The sequence below is a fragment of the Achromobacter sp. MYb9 genome, from assembly GCF_002975275.1.
In the GTDB taxonomy this organism is placed as follows: domain Bacteria; phylum Pseudomonadota; class Gammaproteobacteria; order Burkholderiales; family Burkholderiaceae_B; genus Achromobacter.
On record NZ_PCOQ01000013.1, the window covers coordinates 93,869 to 109,659 of the forward strand.

14 protein-coding genes are annotated in these 15,791 nt (G+C 67.0%); 4 read left to right on the plus strand and 10 right to left on the minus strand.

What is annotated here, in order from left to right:
• Nucleotides 1-10 precede the first annotated feature (10 nt).
• The 5 genes from CQ050_RS18920 to CQ050_RS18940 are packed head-to-tail and all read right to left on the minus strand — an operon-like array spanning nt 11 to nt 6,159.
• A complete protein-coding gene (locus tag CQ050_RS18920) occupies nt 11-268 on the minus strand; it encodes a formate dehydrogenase subunit delta (protein ID WP_105558373.1) in 258 nt (85 codons plus the stop codon).
• An 18-nt stretch (nt 269-286) separates the two neighbouring features.
• Nucleotides 287-1,108 carry a formate dehydrogenase accessory sulfurtransferase FdhD gene (gene fdhD, locus CQ050_RS18925; RefSeq protein WP_105558374.1) on the minus strand — a complete coding sequence of 274 codons (822 nt, stop codon included), beginning with the start codon at nt 1,106-1,108 and terminating at the stop codon, nt 287-289.
• Nucleotides 1,109-1,138: 30 nt separating this feature from the next.
• A complete protein-coding gene (gene fdhF / locus CQ050_RS18930) occupies nt 1,139-4,015 on the minus strand; it encodes a formate dehydrogenase subunit alpha (protein ID WP_105558375.1) in 2,877 nt (958 codons plus the stop codon).
• Between the two features lie 15 nt (nt 4,016-4,030).
• Nucleotides 4,031-5,605, minus strand: coding sequence for an NADH-quinone oxidoreductase subunit NuoF (locus CQ050_RS18935; RefSeq protein ID WP_105558376.1), 1,575 nt, complete (start codon nt 5,603-5,605; stop codon nt 4,031-4,033).
• Nucleotides 5,602-6,159 carry a formate dehydrogenase subunit gamma gene (locus tag CQ050_RS18940; RefSeq protein ID WP_105558377.1) on the minus strand — a complete coding sequence of 186 codons (558 nt, stop codon included), beginning with the start codon at nt 6,157-6,159 and terminating at the stop codon, nt 5,602-5,604. Before CQ050_RS18940 ends, CQ050_RS18935 begins: the two co-directional genes overlap by 4 nt.
• Nucleotides 6,160-6,318: 159 nt before the next feature.
• Between CQ050_RS18940 and CQ050_RS18945 the strand changes: the two genes are divergently transcribed.
• The 3 genes from CQ050_RS18945 (at nt 6,319) to mobA (ending at nt 9,173) form a co-directional block, all read left to right on the plus strand.
• On the plus strand, nt 6,319-7,398 hold the full coding sequence (locus CQ050_RS18945; RefSeq protein ID WP_105558378.1) for a substrate-binding domain-containing protein: 1,080 nt from the start codon (nt 6,319-6,321) through the stop codon (nt 7,396-7,398).
• A gap of 49 nt (nt 7,399-7,447) precedes the next feature.
• Nucleotides 7,448-8,563 carry a GTP 3',8-cyclase MoaA gene (gene moaA / locus CQ050_RS18950; RefSeq protein WP_105558379.1) on the plus strand — a complete coding sequence of 372 codons (1,116 nt, stop codon included), beginning with the start codon at nt 7,448-7,450 and terminating at the stop codon, nt 8,561-8,563.
• 61 nt (nt 8,564-8,624) lie between these two features.
• Nucleotides 8,625-9,173, plus strand: a complete 549-nt coding sequence (gene mobA / locus CQ050_RS18955) for a molybdenum cofactor guanylyltransferase MobA (protein ID WP_233214165.1) — start codon at nt 8,625-8,627, stop codon at nt 9,171-9,173.
• On the opposite strand, the gene glp is transcribed toward mobA, so the two are convergent.
• The 5 genes from glp to moaC are packed head-to-tail and all read right to left on the minus strand — an operon-like array spanning nt 9,158 to nt 12,099.
• Nucleotides 9,158-10,363, minus strand: coding sequence for a gephyrin-like molybdotransferase Glp (gene glp, locus CQ050_RS18960; protein ID WP_105558380.1), 1,206 nt, complete (start codon nt 10,361-10,363; stop codon nt 9,158-9,160). The two genes, mobA and glp, sit on opposite strands and share 16 nt — an antisense overlap.
• Before the next feature lie 3 nt (nt 10,364-10,366).
• The gene (gene moaB / locus CQ050_RS18965) at nt 10,367-10,894 is read right to left on the minus strand and encodes a molybdenum cofactor biosynthesis protein B (protein ID WP_105558381.1); all 528 of its coding nucleotides are present in this window, start codon (nt 10,892-10,894) and stop codon (nt 10,367-10,369) included.
• Nucleotides 10,891-11,373 (minus strand): molybdenum cofactor biosynthesis protein MoaE, encoded by a 483-nt coding sequence (locus CQ050_RS18970; RefSeq protein WP_199196867.1) that lies wholly within the window; start codon nt 11,371-11,373, stop codon nt 10,891-10,893. Before CQ050_RS18970 ends, moaB begins: the two co-directional genes overlap by 4 nt.
• 5 nt (nt 11,374-11,378) lie before the next feature.
• Nucleotides 11,379-11,630 carry a MoaD/ThiS family protein gene (locus tag CQ050_RS18975; protein ID WP_105558383.1) on the minus strand — a complete coding sequence of 84 codons (252 nt, stop codon included), beginning with the start codon at nt 11,628-11,630 and terminating at the stop codon, nt 11,379-11,381.
• Nucleotides 11,611-12,099, minus strand: coding sequence for a cyclic pyranopterin monophosphate synthase MoaC (moaC, locus tag CQ050_RS18980; RefSeq protein ID WP_105558384.1), 489 nt, complete (start codon nt 12,097-12,099; stop codon nt 11,611-11,613). The genes CQ050_RS18975 and moaC overlap by 20 nt, the downstream gene beginning before the upstream one ends.
• Before the next feature lie 137 nt (nt 12,100-12,236).
• Between moaC and CQ050_RS18985 the strand changes: the two genes are divergently transcribed.
• Complete coding sequence (locus CQ050_RS18985) at nt 12,237-15,788, plus strand: DUF748 domain-containing protein (protein WP_105558385.1); 3,552 nt, start codon at nt 12,237-12,239, stop codon at nt 15,786-15,788.
• Nucleotides 15,789-15,791: the final 3 nt, after the last annotated feature.

Below are 15,791 nucleotides of genomic sequence, written 5' to 3' on the forward strand. Positions count from 1 at the left end.
TTGCGCGCGCCTATCCCACGCGGGGCGCTGGCGTCAGGCGCTGGCGGTTCTGCGTGACCGCGTCCAGCACCAGGGGATGCAACTGTTCTTCGCCGGCATCGCCGTCGGGGCGTTGCGCCAGAAAGCCCAGCAGCTCGTTGCGCATGCGGGGTTCCCAGAACTTGTGGATATGGTTGGCCACGCCTTCCAGCGCTTCGTGCCGGTCCGGCATGGCGTCGAAGAACTGGCCGATGCGGTTGGCCATGCGGATGAGGTTGCCGATTTCCATTGCGTGTCGGGGTCCGGTTCAGGGGATGAGGCGGTCGGGGTGGGAATAAAGCGTGGCGTCGTCGTTGCGCAGGAAGCCCACCAGGCTGACGTTGGCATCCTGCGCCAGCCGGATGGCCAGGGCGGTGGGGGCGGATACGGCCGCCAGCACGGCCACGCCGGCCGCGGCCGTTTTCTGCACCATTTCGAAGCTGGCCCGGCTGGATACCAGCACGATGCCGTCGCCGGCATTCATGGCCTGGCGCGCCAGCGCGCCCACCAGCTTGTCCAGCGCGTTGTGGCGGCCCACGTCCTCGCGCACCAGCGCGACGACGCCGTCGGCGCCCGCCCAGCCCGCCGCATGGGTCGCGCCGGTGATGTCGTGCAGCGCCTGGCGGGCGCGCATGTCGCGCATGGCCGCCAGCACTGATCGGATGCGCACGGGAGACCCGTTGGTGACCGGCGCCACCGGGCGCAGCACCTCCGGCAGCGTCTCCACGCCGCACAAGCCGCAGCCCGTGCGCCCGGCCATCGCGCGTCGCCGCGATTTCAGCCGCACTTCACAGGCGCTGGAGATCTCCAGCTGGATCACGATGCCGTCGCATTGCGGCAGCAGGTCGATGCCGCGCACGTCGCTGACGCTGTCGATGATGCCTTCCGACAGGGCGAAGCCCACGGCGAAGTCTTCCAGGTCTGCCGGCGTGGCCAGCATGGTCGCGTGGCTGATGCCGTTGAATTCCAGCGCCACCGGGGTTTCCTCGGCGACGAAGTCGGTTTCGGGGGCGGGGGCGATGGCGCCGCCCCGCACACGCTTGACCTGGGTCTGCGTGCAGTCGGGGCGGGAAGACGGGGGCGTGGTCATGGCATCCAGGGCGGTCGTGGCCGGCAGGGGTTACTTCCCGGTCAGCGCCGCTTCGCTTTCGCGCGATCGCTCGCGCAGCAGTTTTTGCTGAATGTCGGCAAAGCGCGACCACTGGCGCTGCCATTCCGAAGGCTGGGACACGCGCGTGACCTGCACGGCCGTGACCTTGTATTCGGGGCAGTTGGTCGCCCAGTCGGAGGCGTCGGTCGTGACGACGTTGGCGCCGGATTCGGGAAAGTGGAACGTGGTGTATACCACGCCCGGTTGCACCCGGTCGGTCAGCGTCGCGCGTAGCACGGTTTCGCCCGCGCGGCTTTGGATGCCGACCCAATCGCCTTCGGCCACGCCACGGTCCTCGGCGTCTTGCGGGTGCAGTTCCAACACGTCCTCGCCATGCCACATCACGTTGGGCGTGCGCCGCGTCTGCGCACCCACGTTGTACTGGGACAGGATGCGGCCCGTCGTCAACAGCAGCGGGAAACGCCGCGTGCTGCGTTCATCGGTGGGCACGTACTTGGTGATCATGAACTTGCCCTTGCCGCGCACGAAGGCGTCGATGTGCATGATGGGCGTGCCTTCTGGCGCGTCGTCGTTGCACGGCCACTGCAGGCTGCCCAGCCTGTCCAGCTTGTCGTAGCTGACGCCCGAGAACGTCGGCGTCAGCCGGGCGATCTCTTCCATGATCTCGCGCGGGTGCTTGTAGTTCATGGGGTAGCCCAGCGCGTTCGACAGCGCTACGGTCACCTCCCAGTCAGACTTGCCGTTCTTGGGCTCCATCACCTTGCGCACGCGGGAAATGCGGCGTTCGGCATTGGTGAAGGTGCCGTCCTTTTCCAGGAAGGACGAACCGGGCAGGAACACGTGCGCGTACTTGGCGGTTTCGTTCAGGAACAGGTCCTGCACCACGATGCACTCCATCGCCGCCAGCGACGCCGCCACGTGCTGCGTGTTGGGGTCGGACTGCACGATGTCTTCGCCCTGGCAATACAGGCCCTTGAACGAGCCGCCCAGCGCCGCTTCGAACATGTTCGGAATGCGCAGGCCGGGTTCGGGTTGCAGCGTCACGCCCCAGTCCTTCTCGAACTGCGCGCGCACGACGTTGTCCGAAATGTGCCGGTAGCCGGGCAGTTCGTGCGGGAACGAGCCCATGTCGCACGAGCCTTGCACGTTGTTCTGGCCGCGCAGCGGATTGACGCCCACGCCCTCGCGGCCGATGTTGCCGGTGGCCATCGCCAGGTTGGCGATGGCCATCACGGTGGTGGAGCCCTGGCTGTGCTCGGTCACGCCCAGGCCGTAATAGATGGAGCCGTTGCCGCCGGTGGCGAACAGGCGCGCCGCGCCACGCACGGCCTGTGCCGGCACGCCGGTGATCTCTTCCATGGCTTCCGGCGAATTCTCGGGCAGCGACACGAAGTCGCGCCATTCGTTGAACGCCTTCGTTTCGCAGCGCTCGGCCACGAAGGCTTCGTCGATCAGCCCTTCGGTGGCGATCACGTGGGCCAGCGAGGACAGCAGCGCCGTGTTGGTGCCGGGCCGCACCTGCAGATGGAAGTCGGCCTTGATGTGCGGCGAACTCACCAGTTCGATGCGGCGGGGATCGATCACGATCAGGCGCGCGCCCTGGCGCAGCCGGCGCTTCAGCCGCGAGGCGAACACCGGGTGGCCGCTGCTGGGGTTGGCGCCCATCACGATGACGACGTCGGTGTGCATCACCGAATCGAAGGTTTGCGTGCCGGCGGATTCGCCCAGCGTTTGCTTCAGGCCGTAGCCGGTGGGCGAATGGCAAACCCGTGCGCACGTATCGACGTTATTGGTGCCGAACGCCGCGCGCACCAGCTTCTGCACCAGCCAGGTTTCTTCGTTGGTGCAGCGCGACGACGTGATGCCGCCCACCGCATCGCGGCCGTATTGGCTTTGGATGCGGCGGAATTCGGACGCGGCGTAATTGATGGCCTCGTCCCAGGACACTTCCTTCCAGGAGTCCGTGATGTGCTTGCGGATCATGGGCTTCGTCACGCGTTCCTTGTGCGTGGCGTAGCCCCAGGCGAACCGGCCCTTCACGCAGGAATGCCCACGGTTGGCCTGGCCGTCTTTCCAGGGCACCATGCGCACGACTTCCTGGCCTTTCATTTCGGCCTTGAACCCGCAGCCCACGCCGCAATAGGCGCACGTGGTCACGACCGAGTGTTCGGCCTGGCCCATCATGATGACGGTCTTTTCCTGCAGGGTAGAGGTCGGACAGGCCTGCACGCAGGCGCCACAGGACACGCATTCGCTGTCCAGGAACGATTGGTCCTGCCCCGGCGACACGCGGGAATCGAAGCCCTTGCCCGAGATCGTCAACGCAAAGGTGCCCTGCGTTTCCTCGCAAGCGCGCACGCAGCGGTTGCAGACGATGCACTTGGACGCGTCGTAGCTGAAGTACGGGTTGGAATCGTCGGTCTTGGCTTTCAGGTGGTTGGCGCCGTCATAGCCGTAGCGCACGTTGCGCAGGCCCACGACGCCCGCCATGTCCTGCAGTTCGCAATCGCCGTTGGCGGGGCAGGTCAGGCAATCCAGCGGGTGGTCCGAGATGTACAGCTCCATGACGCCGCGGCGCAGGTCATGCAGCTTGGGCGTCTCGGTGTAGACGACCATGCCGTTTTCGGCCGGCGTGGTGCAAGACGCCGGATAGCCGCGGCGGCCTTCGATCTGCACCAGGCAAAGCCGGCACGAGCCGAAGGGTTCAAGGCTGTCGGTGGCGCACAGCTTGGGAATGTTGATGCCGGCCTCGGCGGCGGCGCGCATCAGGGATGTGCCCTCGGCGACGCTGATTTCCTGGCCGTCGATGGTCAGGGTGACGGTTTTTTCCGAGACGCGTTCGGGCGTGCCCAGGTCGCGCTCGCGCTTGATGACGGTTTCTAGCATGTCGGTCTCTCGGGTTCAGGCCGCGTGCGCGGCAGACTGGGAGGACTCGATGCCGAAGTCCTGCGGAAAATGGTTCAGCGCGGACAACACCGGGTAGGGCGCCATGCCCCCTAGCGCGCACAGCGAACCGCCCATCATCGTGTCGCACAGGTCGCGCAGCAGGTGCACCTGCTGTTCGCGCTGCGACGCGTCGCCGGTTGCGATCTTGTCCAGGGTTTCGACGCCGCGCGTGGAACCGATGCGGCAGGGGGTGCATTTGCCGCAGGATTCGATGGCACAGAATTCCATCGCGTAGCGCGCCATGCGGACCATGTCGACGGTGTCATCGAAGGCCACCAGTCCGCCGTGGCCGATCATGGCCGAAATCTGGATATAGGCCTCGTAGTCCAGCGGCACGTCCCATTGCGATTCCGGCAGGTAGGCGCCCAGCGGGCCGCCCACCTGCACGGCGCGCAACGGACGCCCCGAGGCGCTGCCGCCGCCGAATTCATAAAGCAGGTCGCGCAGGCTCAGGCCGAAAGCCTTTTCAACCAGGCCTCCCTGCTTCAGGTTGCCGGCCAGTTGGAACGGCAACGTGCCGTGCGAGCGGCCCACGCCGTAGTCGCGATAGTAGGCCGCGCCCTTGGCCAGGATGATGGGCACCGTGGCCAGCGAGATCACGTTGTTGATGACGGTGGGCTTGCCGAACAGGCCGGATATCGCCGGCAGTGGCGGCTTGGCGCGCACCACGCCGCGCTTGCCCTCCAGGCTTTCAAGCAGGGATGTTTCTTCGCCGCAGATGTAGGCGCCCGCGCCCTTGCGCACTTCCAGGTCGAACACGCGGCCGCTGCCGTGCACGTCGCTGCCCAGCCAGCCTACGCTGCGCGCCCGCGCAATGGCGGCTTCCAGCGTGGCGATGGCGTGCGGGTACTCGGAACGCACGTAGATGTAGCCGTAGGTCGCGCCCACCGCCAGCCCGGCGATGGTCATGCCCTCGATCAGCACGTAGGGGTCGCCTTCCATCAGCAGGCGGTCGGCGAACGTGCCCGAGTCGCCTTCGTCGGCGTTGCAGACGATGTACTTCTGGTCGCTGGGCGACCCGGCCACCGTTTTCCATTTGATGCCGGTCGGGAAGGCCGCGCCGCCGCGGCCGCGCAGGCCCGAGGTAACCATTTCGTCGACAATCTGCGCCGGCTCCATCTCCAGCGCCCGCTTCAGGCCGGCCAGGCCGCCGTGCGCCGCGTAGTCTTGCAGGGACAACGGGTCGATGACGCCGACGCGGGCAAATGTCAGCCGTTCCTGGTGTTTCAGGTACGGGATGTCTTCGGTCAGGCCCAGCCGCAGCGGGTGCGCCCCGCCCGTCAGCCAGCCGGCGTCGAACAGCGCGGCCACGTCTTCCGGGGCGACCGGGCCATACGCCACCCGGCCGTCGGGCGTGGCGACTTCCACCAGGGGTTCCAGCCACAGCAGCCCGCGCGACCCGTTGCGCACCACTTGCACGGACAGGCCGCGTTCGTCGGCGACGCGTTCGATGCCGCGCGCCACCGCGTCGGCGTCCATGGCCAGCGCCGCGGCGTCGCGCGGCACGTAGATGACGACGGGGGCGGTCATGATGAGGCCTCCAGCGTGCGGGTCAGCAGGCGGTCAAGCTTGTCGGGCGTAACCCGGGCATGCGGCTGGCCGTCGATCATCACGGCCGGGGACTGGGCGCACAGGCCCAGGCAATACACGGGTTCCAGCGTGAAGTTGCCATCCGCCGTGCTGGCGTGAAAATCGCAGCCCAGCGCGGTGCGCGCGTGGGCGGCCAGGTGCTCGCCGCCCATCGCCTGGCAGGACTCGGCGCGGCACACTTCCAGCGTGTGGCGCGCGGCCGGCTCGCCGCGGAAGTGGGGGTAGAAGGTGATGACGCCATGGACTTCGGCGCGGGACAGGTTGAGGGCCTCGGCGATGGTCTGCACCGCCTCGGCCGGAATACAGCCCAGCTCGTGCTGCACCTCGTGCAGGACGGGAAGCAAGGGGCCGGGCAGGTCTTTCAGCCGGGCGACGATGCGTGCGGTGGCCGCGATGGCCGGGGTGGGGGACGCCTGGGCCGCGTCCAGGGCCAGTTTGCCGCCCCGGGCGCCGCCGCTGGACGCCAAGTCGGATTTTGCCTCGCGCTGATGCACGGTGGTCTCCTCCTGTGTTGCTGGGCCCCGCTGTCGGGGGCGTGGTATCGGGTGGGATCTTGGGATATTTAATATGTTTTTTAAAACATAAAAAAATCCCTTCCACCGCATTATTTGTGTACTCTAGCCCCGTAATTCATTGCCTTCAATAAGAAATAAATGACATATAAGTTCCGTATCGGCTTGCGGGCGCAATGGACCTTGGGTGGCGACGACAATTCCGATCCCGTGCCGCTGCAAGACATGCTGGCCCTGTTGGCCGCGATTGACGCCACGGGCAACATCGCGGGCGCGTGCCGGGCCTGCGGCCTGTCGTACCGGCACGCCTGGGGCGTGCTGCGCCGTTTTGAAGGCATCTTCGGCACCCAACTGCTGATCACCAACCGGCGCCAGGGCACGCAGCTGGCGCCGTTCGCGCAGCGGCTGCTGTGGGCCAACCGCCGCATCGAGGCACGGTTGATGCCCACGCTGGACAGCATGGCCTCCGAGCTGCAGGAAGAACTGGAGCGTCTGCTGCCCGAAAGCGGGCCGCACCTGCGGCTGCACGCCAGCCATGGTTTCGCGGTGGAATCGCTGATGCAGCACATGAGCGCCCGCAAGCCGGGGCTGGAATTGCGCTACCGCACGGCAATCGAAGCGCTGGCCTCGCTAGAGCGCCATGAATGCGACCTGGCGGGATTCCAGGTGCCGCTGGGCGATTTCGAATCGCCCATCATGGAGCGTTATGCGCAGTGGCTGCACGCGGACGAATACGTGCTGATCCATCTGGCCGTGCGCAACACGGGCCTGTTCGTCACCGCCGGCAACCCCAAGCAGATCCGCGGCATGGCCGACCTGGCGCGACCCGATGTGCGCTTCGTGAACCGGCAGATCGGCTCCAGCACGCGCTATCTCGTTAGCTTGATGCTGCAGCGGGCCGGCGTGTCCATCGGCGAAGTCCTGGGTTACGAAACCAACGAATTCACCCATATGGCCATCGCCGCGCACATTGCCAGCGGCATGGCGGACACGGGCGTGGGCGTCGAGACGGCCGCGTGCCGCTTCGGCCTGGATTTCATCCCCCTGGTGCGCGAGCGCTATTTCTTCGCCATCCGCAAGTCGTCGCTGGAGACGCCCGCCATGCAAGACCTGCTGTCCATCATGCGCAGCCCCGATTACGTGGGCTACGTCGGACAACTGGTCGGCTACGACGCCCGGGACACCGGGCGGTTACAAACCTTGGAAGAGGCGTTCGCGTAGGCGTGTCTTGCCTGCGCCGGTATGCCTCGCGCCGGGATATGATGGCCCCATGAGCAAAGTGATTTTCCTTGCCGACCGCCGGTCCGACCGTTCGGCCTGGCCCACGCCCGGCGAACTGCCGCCGGCGGGGCAGCCCGCGCTGGATGCGCGCGCACGCCCGTTGCGCGACCTGCGCATCTCGGTCACTGACCGCTGCAATTTCCGCTGCACGTACTGCATGCCGCGTGAAGTGTTCGACAGCAGCTATACCTTCATGCCGCATTCGGACCTGCTGTCCTTCGAAGAGATCAGCCGGCTGGCCGGCATCTTCACGCAACTGGGCGTAGAGAAAATCCGCCTGACCGGCGGCGAACCGCTGCTGCGCAAGCACATCGAAAACCTGGTGGGCCAGCTGGCCGAATTGCGCACGCCGGCCGGCCGCCCGCTGGACCTGACCCTCACGACCAATGGCAGCGTGCTGGCCCGCAAGGCCGCTGCGCTGAAGGCCGCGGGGCTCACGCGCGTCACCGTCAGCCTTGACGCGCTGGACGCGGCCATGTTCCAGGAGATGAGCGACAGCGGCTTCACGCCCGACGACGTGCTGCGCGGCATCGACGCGGCCGCCAGCGCGGGCCTGGCGCCCGTGAAGGTCAACATGGTGGTGCGGCGCGGCCTGAACGACGGGCAGATCCTGCCCATGGCTGAACGCTTCCGCAACAGCGGCCATATCCTGCGTTTCATCGAATACATGGACGTAGGCAACAGCAACGGCTGGAATCTTGCCGAAGTGGTGCCCAGCCAGGAAGTGCTGGATCGCATCGGCGCGGTCCATCCCCTGGAACCCGTGCAAAGCAGCGAAATGGGCCGCGTGGCCGAACGCTGGCGCTACCACGACGGCGGCGGCGAAATCGGCGTCATTTCCAGCGTCACGCATGCGTTCTGCGGCGGCTGTACGCGCGCGCGCCTGTCGCCGGAGGGCAAGCTCTTCCTGTGCCTGTTCGCGCACGAGGGGTACGATTTGCGCGCGCCGCTGCGCGGTGGCGCCACCGACGCCGAACTGGCAGCCATCCTGTCGGGCATCTGGGGCGCCCGCAACGACCACTATTCAGAACTGCGCGGCCGCAACGCGGCGGCTCCCACGCCGGATCCGGGGCGCAAAGTCGAAATGAGCTATATCGGTGGCTGACGCCGCATCGCCGCGCGAGCGCATCGCCGGGCTGATCCTGGCGGGCGGGCAGGGCTCCCGCATGAACCAGCAAGACAAGGGGCTGGTGCTGCTGTGCGGCCAGCCGCTGGTGGCGCACGTGGCGGACCGCCTGGCGCCGCAGGTGGGCCGGTTGATCGTCAGCGCCAACCGCCATCAGGACCGCTACGCGCAGTACGGGCAGGTGGTCGAAGACGGTGAACCGGCGCTGGGCGCGTTCCAGGGACCCTTGCTGGGCATCGCGGCCGGGCTTGCCGCCGCCGCGCAAGACGACTGGCTGGTGGTGGCGCCTTGCGACACGCCTTTCCTGCCTACCGACCTGGCTGCGCGCCTGATCGGCACGGCCCGATCGGCCCGCGCGCCGCTGGCCTACGCCGCGGCCAACGGCCAGCGCCATTCCGCCTGCATGGCGGTGCGCACGTCGCTGCTGCCGGATCTGCGCGCCTACCTGCTGGGGGGCGACCGCAAGGTGGGCCTGTGGCAGGCCCGCGCGGGCGGCGTCGAAACCTGCTTTGACGACACGCCCGACGCCTTCATGAACGTCAATACGCCGGAAGAACTGGCCGCGGCCGAACGCTACGCCAGCCAGTGACGCAGGTCGTAGTACGGCACGCGGTCCATGTCGTTGATCTGCACGTCGGCCGGCAGGCGCGCCAGGCCCGTCGCCCACGGCATCGAACTGATCACGCCCGACCCCTGATGGCCGTAGGCCACCAGTTCGCCGCTGCCGTCCTCGGCCGCGCGGCGCTGGACGCGCAGGAATTCCTCGCGGCTGTCCCGGCGCGGACGTTCCGTGCGCAAGGGCAACAGACTGACCGGCGGAAAGATCTCTTCGCGGCCCTGCATGCGCCGCACCAGCGGCGACACCAGCATCGCGAACACGGCATAGGCCGACACCGGATTGCCGGGCAGGCTGACGACGGGTTTGCCGCCGATCTGCGCCAATGCCACGGGCTTGCCCGGTTTCATGCGCACCTTCCATAGCGACAACTCACCGCCCAGCGTGGCCAGCGCGGGCTTGACCAGGTCGCGTTCGCCGACGGACACGCCGCCCACGCTCAACACCAGGTCGCAATCGGCCAACAGCGTCTTGAACGCGGCCAGCAGATCGGCTTCGGTATCGCGGGCATGCAGCACGTGCACGGGCAATGCGCCCAGGCCGTGCACCAGCGCGGCCAGCATTGGGCCATTCGAGTTATAGATCTGTTCGGGCGCGCGGGGCATGCCGGGCGGCACCAGTTCGTCGCCGGTGGTCAGGATGCCGACGCGCAACTGGGCCACGACCGACACGCGGGCAAGGCCTTGCGACGCCAGCAATGCCACATGGGCGGCCTGCAGCACCGTGCCGGCGGGCAGCAACGGCGCGCCGGTCATCGTGTCTTCGCCACGGCGGCGGATATGCTGGTTGGACGCGGGCTGGCGCGTGATCTCCACAAGGTTGTCGGCTTCGACGGTGTCTTCCTGCATGACCACCGTGTCGGCGCCGTCGGGCACCAGGCTGCCGGTGAACAGGCGAATCGCGTGGCCGGGCTTGAGCGGTTCGGGCACGTCGCCCGCATAGCACCGCTGTTGAATGGGCAGGCGGCCGCCCGCGCGCCAATCGGCCACGCGCAAGGCGTAGCCGTCCATGGCGCTGTTGTCGGCCGGGGGAATGTCCACGGTGGCGGTCAGGTCGGCCGCCAGCACGCGGCCGGCGGCGTCGTTCAGGCCGACGTCTTCATGGCGTTGCAGCGGCCCTGCGGCATTGGCCAGCAGGGTCTGGGCTTGATCGAAATCCAGCATGGGTCAGTTGTCTTCTTGTTGAGGCTTGAAATGCGAAGCGAAGTTGCAGGGCCGATGGCTGCTGTCGAGCTGTTCGCGCAGGATCTGCGCCCAGGCAGTTTCGCAGGCATTGTTGGAGCCGGGCAGGCAGAAGATCAGCGTGTGGTTGGCTGACCCTGCGAACGCGCGCGACTGGATGGTCGAGCTGCCGATCTCGGTGTAGGAAATCTGTCGGAACAGCTCGCCGAACCCGGGAATCTCGCGGTCCAGCAGCGGCAGGATGGCTTCCGGCGTGTGGTCGCGATGCGAGAAGCCCGTGCCGCCCGTCGTCAGGATGATCTGCACCTCGGGGTCGGCGATCCAGTCGCTGATGACGCGGCGGATCTGGTAGATGTCGTCGCGCACGATGTCGCGGCGCACGCATTGGTGCCCGGCGTGCGCCAGGCTATGGGCAAGCAGGTTGCCGGAGGTGTCGTCGCCTGCGCTGCGGGTGTCGCTGACGGTCAGCACGGCGCAGGTCAGCGACAGGGGGACGGGGCTTTCTTCGCTCATGGGTGTTCCTTCTTCGAAGCGGAGTCTTCATCCCAGGCATCCGTGCGGTCCTGGTCGGATTGGCGTTGTTCGACCCAGAAGCTGCTGCCGCCCGAGAGCGTTTCGCGCTTCCAGAAAGGCGCGCGCGTCTTGAGCGCGTCGATGATGTATTCGCAGCCGCGGAAGGCGTCGCCCCGGTGCGCGCTGGCCGCCGCCACGAACACGATCTGGGCGTTGCGGGGCAGGGCGCCCACCCGGTGCACGATCACGGTGCCGTCCAGGTTCCAGCGCGCGCGGGCGGTTTCGGCGATGGTCTCAAGCTCGCGTTCGCACATGCCGGGGTAGTGCTCGAGAAAGAGCGTGTCGGTGGGCGAATCGGGCGCGTAGTCGCGCACGTAGCCCACGAAAGTGACGATGCCGCCCACGCCCGACCCCGCGCCTTCCCGCAGCGCGGCGGTCAGCGCGGCGCCGTCGAAATCGGCTTCCTGGACGCTGATCATGGCCTTCACCCTCCGGTGACGGGTTCGAACACCGCGACCTCGTCGCCGGGCCGGATCGGCGCCGTCGGCTTGGAGTGGGTCTGGTTGATGGCCAGCTTCAGGCGGCTGGCGGGCGCCAGCTGGGGATAGCGTTCGCCCAGCGCGGCCAGCAGCTGCGCGCCCGTGGACTCGCCATCCAGGGGCCAGCTTTCGCCGCGCTTGCCGACCAGCTCGGCCACGCGAGCGAAGTACAGGAGATCAATCGTTGCGCCATTCACCGCTTTTTCCTCCCGCCTTGTACTTAAGGCGTACTTGTTCGACCACGATGCCTTTGTCCGCGGCCTTGCACATGTCATAGATGGTCAGCGCAGCGACGCTGCACGCCATCATGGCTTCCATTTCAACGCCGGTCTTGTAGCTGGTGCGGCAGGTGGCCAGGATGTCGATGCGGTGCGCGGCGTCGTCCAGCGAGAAGTCGACGCCGACAAACGCCAGCGGCAGGCTGTGGCACAGCGGGATCAGCTCGGCGCAGCGCTTGGCGGCCAGGACGGCGGCCACGCGCGCGGTATTGAGCACTTCGCCCTTGCCCTGGCCCGGTTGCGTCAGGAGGCCGTAGGCCACGGCGTTCATGCGCACGCTGGCGGTGGCGATGGCGACGCGCTCGGAATCCGTCTTGGCGATAACGTCGACCATGCGGACCTGGCCGGCGTCATCCAGGTGGCTCAAGGTGGGGGTGGATGATGGCATGGGATTCGGGATCGAGAATTGTTAATGTTTGAAAAGAGCGGCCCCGGCTGGCCGGGGAAGGCCGCTGTTACGCCTATGATAGACGAGCGCTAACCGGGGCGCGATAATCGCCTTCAACTCGTATCAGGAGACTCGCGATGCCCTTGCGGAGCCTTAAGCTTCGGTTTACCCGGCGCGCCGGCAAGATTCTTATAGGCATCGTGGCGGTCGTGCTGGTCCTTTGCGGCATCGCCGCGTGGCAAGTCCCCAAAGTCCTGCAAAACGTCCTGACCGGCGACGTGTCCAAAATGATCGGGCGCGAGATTTCCGTCGGCAAGATCAGCTTCAATCCGTTCACCCTGACCGTGCGCGCCCACGACCTGGCGGTGGCCCAGCCCGGGTCGCAGACGCCCTTGCTGTCGTTGGCCGAACTGGATGTCAGTGCTGCCTGGAGCTCCTTGTTCTGGTTCGCGCCGGTCGTCGATCGTCTGACGCTGCGGCAGCCTAACATTGCCATCGTCCGCGAAGACGTCACGCGCTTCAATTTCTCTGACATACAGCAACGAGTGGCCGAAATGACGGCCGCCAAACCCGACGAGCCGCCCAAGCCGGACGAAGGGCTGCCGCGCTTTTCCCTGAACAACATGGTGATCGAAGGCGGCGCCATTACGCTGGACGACAAGGTCACCGGGCGTAAGCAAGTGGTGGATGAACTGGGCATTGGCGTGCCGTTCATCTCGACCTTCGGCTACGCCACCGACATCGACGTGCAGCCCCGGCTGCACCTGCGCATCAACGGTAGCCCGTTCGACCTGACCGGCGTGGCCCGGCCGTTCGACGAGGTGCCCTCGTCGACACTGCGCGTGGCGTTCAACGGCCTGCAGCTTGAAAAGTGGGCCGACGTCTGGCCGATGCCGTTGCCGTTCAAGCTGGACAGCGCGCTGCTGGACTCCAATCTGCAGGTCGTGTTCGAGCAACCCAAGGATGCCCCGCCGAAGATCCGCGTGGTGGGCGACCTGGGCCTGCGGCGCTTCGACCTGCGCGACACCGCGGGCGAACGCCTGGCTGGCTGGAGCGCCCTGACCGTTACCCGGCTGGAACTGGAGCCGATCGCGCGCACGGTGTATGTGGGCGAAGTGGGCCTGTGGGCGCCGCAGTTCCACGTGCGCCGCTATGCCAACGAGCACCTGAACTGGCAGGATGTCGTTGCCAAGCTGAAGGAACTGGGCGGCGTGGCGCCGGACGCGACGCCGGTGGCCGACAAGCTGAAGCGCGACATGGGCTTGAAGGTGGCGCCGAAGACGGAAACCGCCAAGGCCGATACTCCCAAGGCCGACACTGCCAAAGCCGACTCGGCCAGCCCCGGCGTTTCCCCGCCCGGCGCCGCCAGTCCGGCCGCCGCTGCCCCGGCCGCCCCCTCGCCGCCGCCGCCGCCGGCCCCGGCGGAATGGAAAGTCACCCTTGATGCCTTCAATCTGCATGAAGGCGAACTCTACGTCACCGACGCGATCAGCAAGCTGGATTACGTCATGACGGGCATGGCCGTGACCGTCGAAGGCGTCGCGATACCTGAAGTGAAGGATCAGCCCGTCAATCTGTGGCTGACCGTGGACAACAGCACTGACGGGGGCTGGATCCGCGCCAAGGGGCCGCTGGTCCTGAAGCCGTTGTCCCTGGATCTGGGCGTGCGCATGGGCAATGTGGCCCTGGCGCCCTTGGCGCCGGCCGTCCGCAGCGTGGCGCCGATCATGCTGCTGGATGGCCGTCTGGGCGCGACCGCGCAAATCCACGTGCTGGAAAAAAATGGCGCCGTGGACGCTTCCGCCACCGCCGTCCAGGCCGACCTGACCCAGTTCAAGGCGCGCGACGAATCGCTCAAGCCCGCGCTGGACATCGCCCTGCAAACCTTGCGCGTCACCGCCGACCGGCTGGCGATGGGACCGGGGCAAAGCCAGTTCACCCTGGCGGCCGCGGGCATCCAGGGCAACGGCAAGCTGGACCTGAAAGGCATGTTCACGCCGCAACCGCTGACGCTGAAATCGTCCGTGGACCTGTCCGAACTGAACGTCGCGTCCTTTGCGCCCTACGCCGCCTCAAGCCTGAACGCCACCGTGCGCGCCATTACGCTGGGCGCCAAGGGCGATGTGGATTTCGCCGCCGCGGCGGGCAACGCCCCGATGAAGGTCAACTGGAAGGGCGGCGTCGAGATCACGGGCGTGGACCTGCAGGACCGGGTCAACAACGATGACTTCCTGAATTGGAAGCGGCTGGGCTTCTCGGGCATGGACATCTCGGTGGCGGGCGACAAGATCGGCGCCAAGCTGGGCGACATCGCGCTGGAGGATTTCTACGGCCGCATCCTGCTGAACGCACAGGGCCGCCTGAACGTCATGGACCTGATCGCAGCGCCGGGCCAGGCCGGCGGCTCGATCACCCAGGATACGCAGACGCCGGGCAGGCAGGCGGCTCCCCCTGCGCCGACGCCCGCGGCCGCCCAGCGCAGCGCCGGCGCGGGCATGCCGGATATCTCGGTCAACAGCGTCACGCTGTCGCGGGGCCGCATGACGTTCACCGACCGCTTCGTCAAACCCAATTACGTGGCTGAAGTGTCGGCTATCGAGGGCGCGATCACGGCGGTCTCGTCCACCAATCCGCAGCCCGCCAAGGTCAAGGTGACGGGCCGCGTCTACACCACCGCCCCGTTGTCCATCAGCGGCATCGTGCAGCCGTTCGCCAAGTTCCTGACTCTGGATCTCAAGGTCTCGGCCAAGGGCGTCGACCTGCCGCGCTTCAATACCTATTCCGCCAAGTACGTGGGCTACCCGATCAAGCGGGGCAAGCTGTCGGTGGACCTGGAATACAAGATCAAGGACCGCGCGCTGCAGGCGTCCAACCACGTGGTGCTGAACCAGCTGACCTTCGGCGACAAGACCAACAGCCCGGACGCGACCAAGCTGCCGGTGTTGCTGGCCGTGGCGTTGCTGAAGGACTCGCGCGGCAATATCGACATCAACCTGCCGATTTCCGGGTCGCTGGACGACCCGGAATTCTCGGTGGGCGGCATCGTCGTCCGCGTGGTGATGAACCTGGTGGTCAAGGCCGTGACGTCGCCGTTCAGCCTGCTGGCCTCGGCCTTTGGCGGGGGCGAAGAGCTGTCCTACGTGGAATTCACGCCGGGCAGCGCCGCGCTGACGGAAGACTCGCAGCAGCGTATCGATACGCTGATCAAGGCACTGACGGACCGGCCGGCGCTGAAGATGGACATCAGCGGCCGCGCCGACCCCAAGACCGACATGGAAGGCCTGCGCCAGGCCTGGGTCGACGGTCAGATCCGCGCCGCCAAGGCCGCCGACACTGCGCCGCGCGGCAAGAAGCCGAACCCGGCCGGGGTGCAGGTGTCGGCCGCCGAACGCACCAAGTATCTGGAAGAGGTCTACGACGACGCCGACATCAAGGACAAGCCGCGCAATTTCATCGGCATGGCCAAATCGGTGCCGACGGATGAGATGGAAGCCATGCTGCGCGGCGTGGCGCCGGTGGGCGACGAGCAGCTACGCCAACTGGCCGATGCGCGCGCGCAAGCGGTTTATGAGAAGTTGCTAGCCCAGGAAGGACTCGCGGACCGTGTATTCATCGTTGCGCCGCAGCTGGACGCGGACGGCATCAAGGACGAGGGGCAACCCTCGCGCGTGGACTTCTCCCTGAAGTGAACC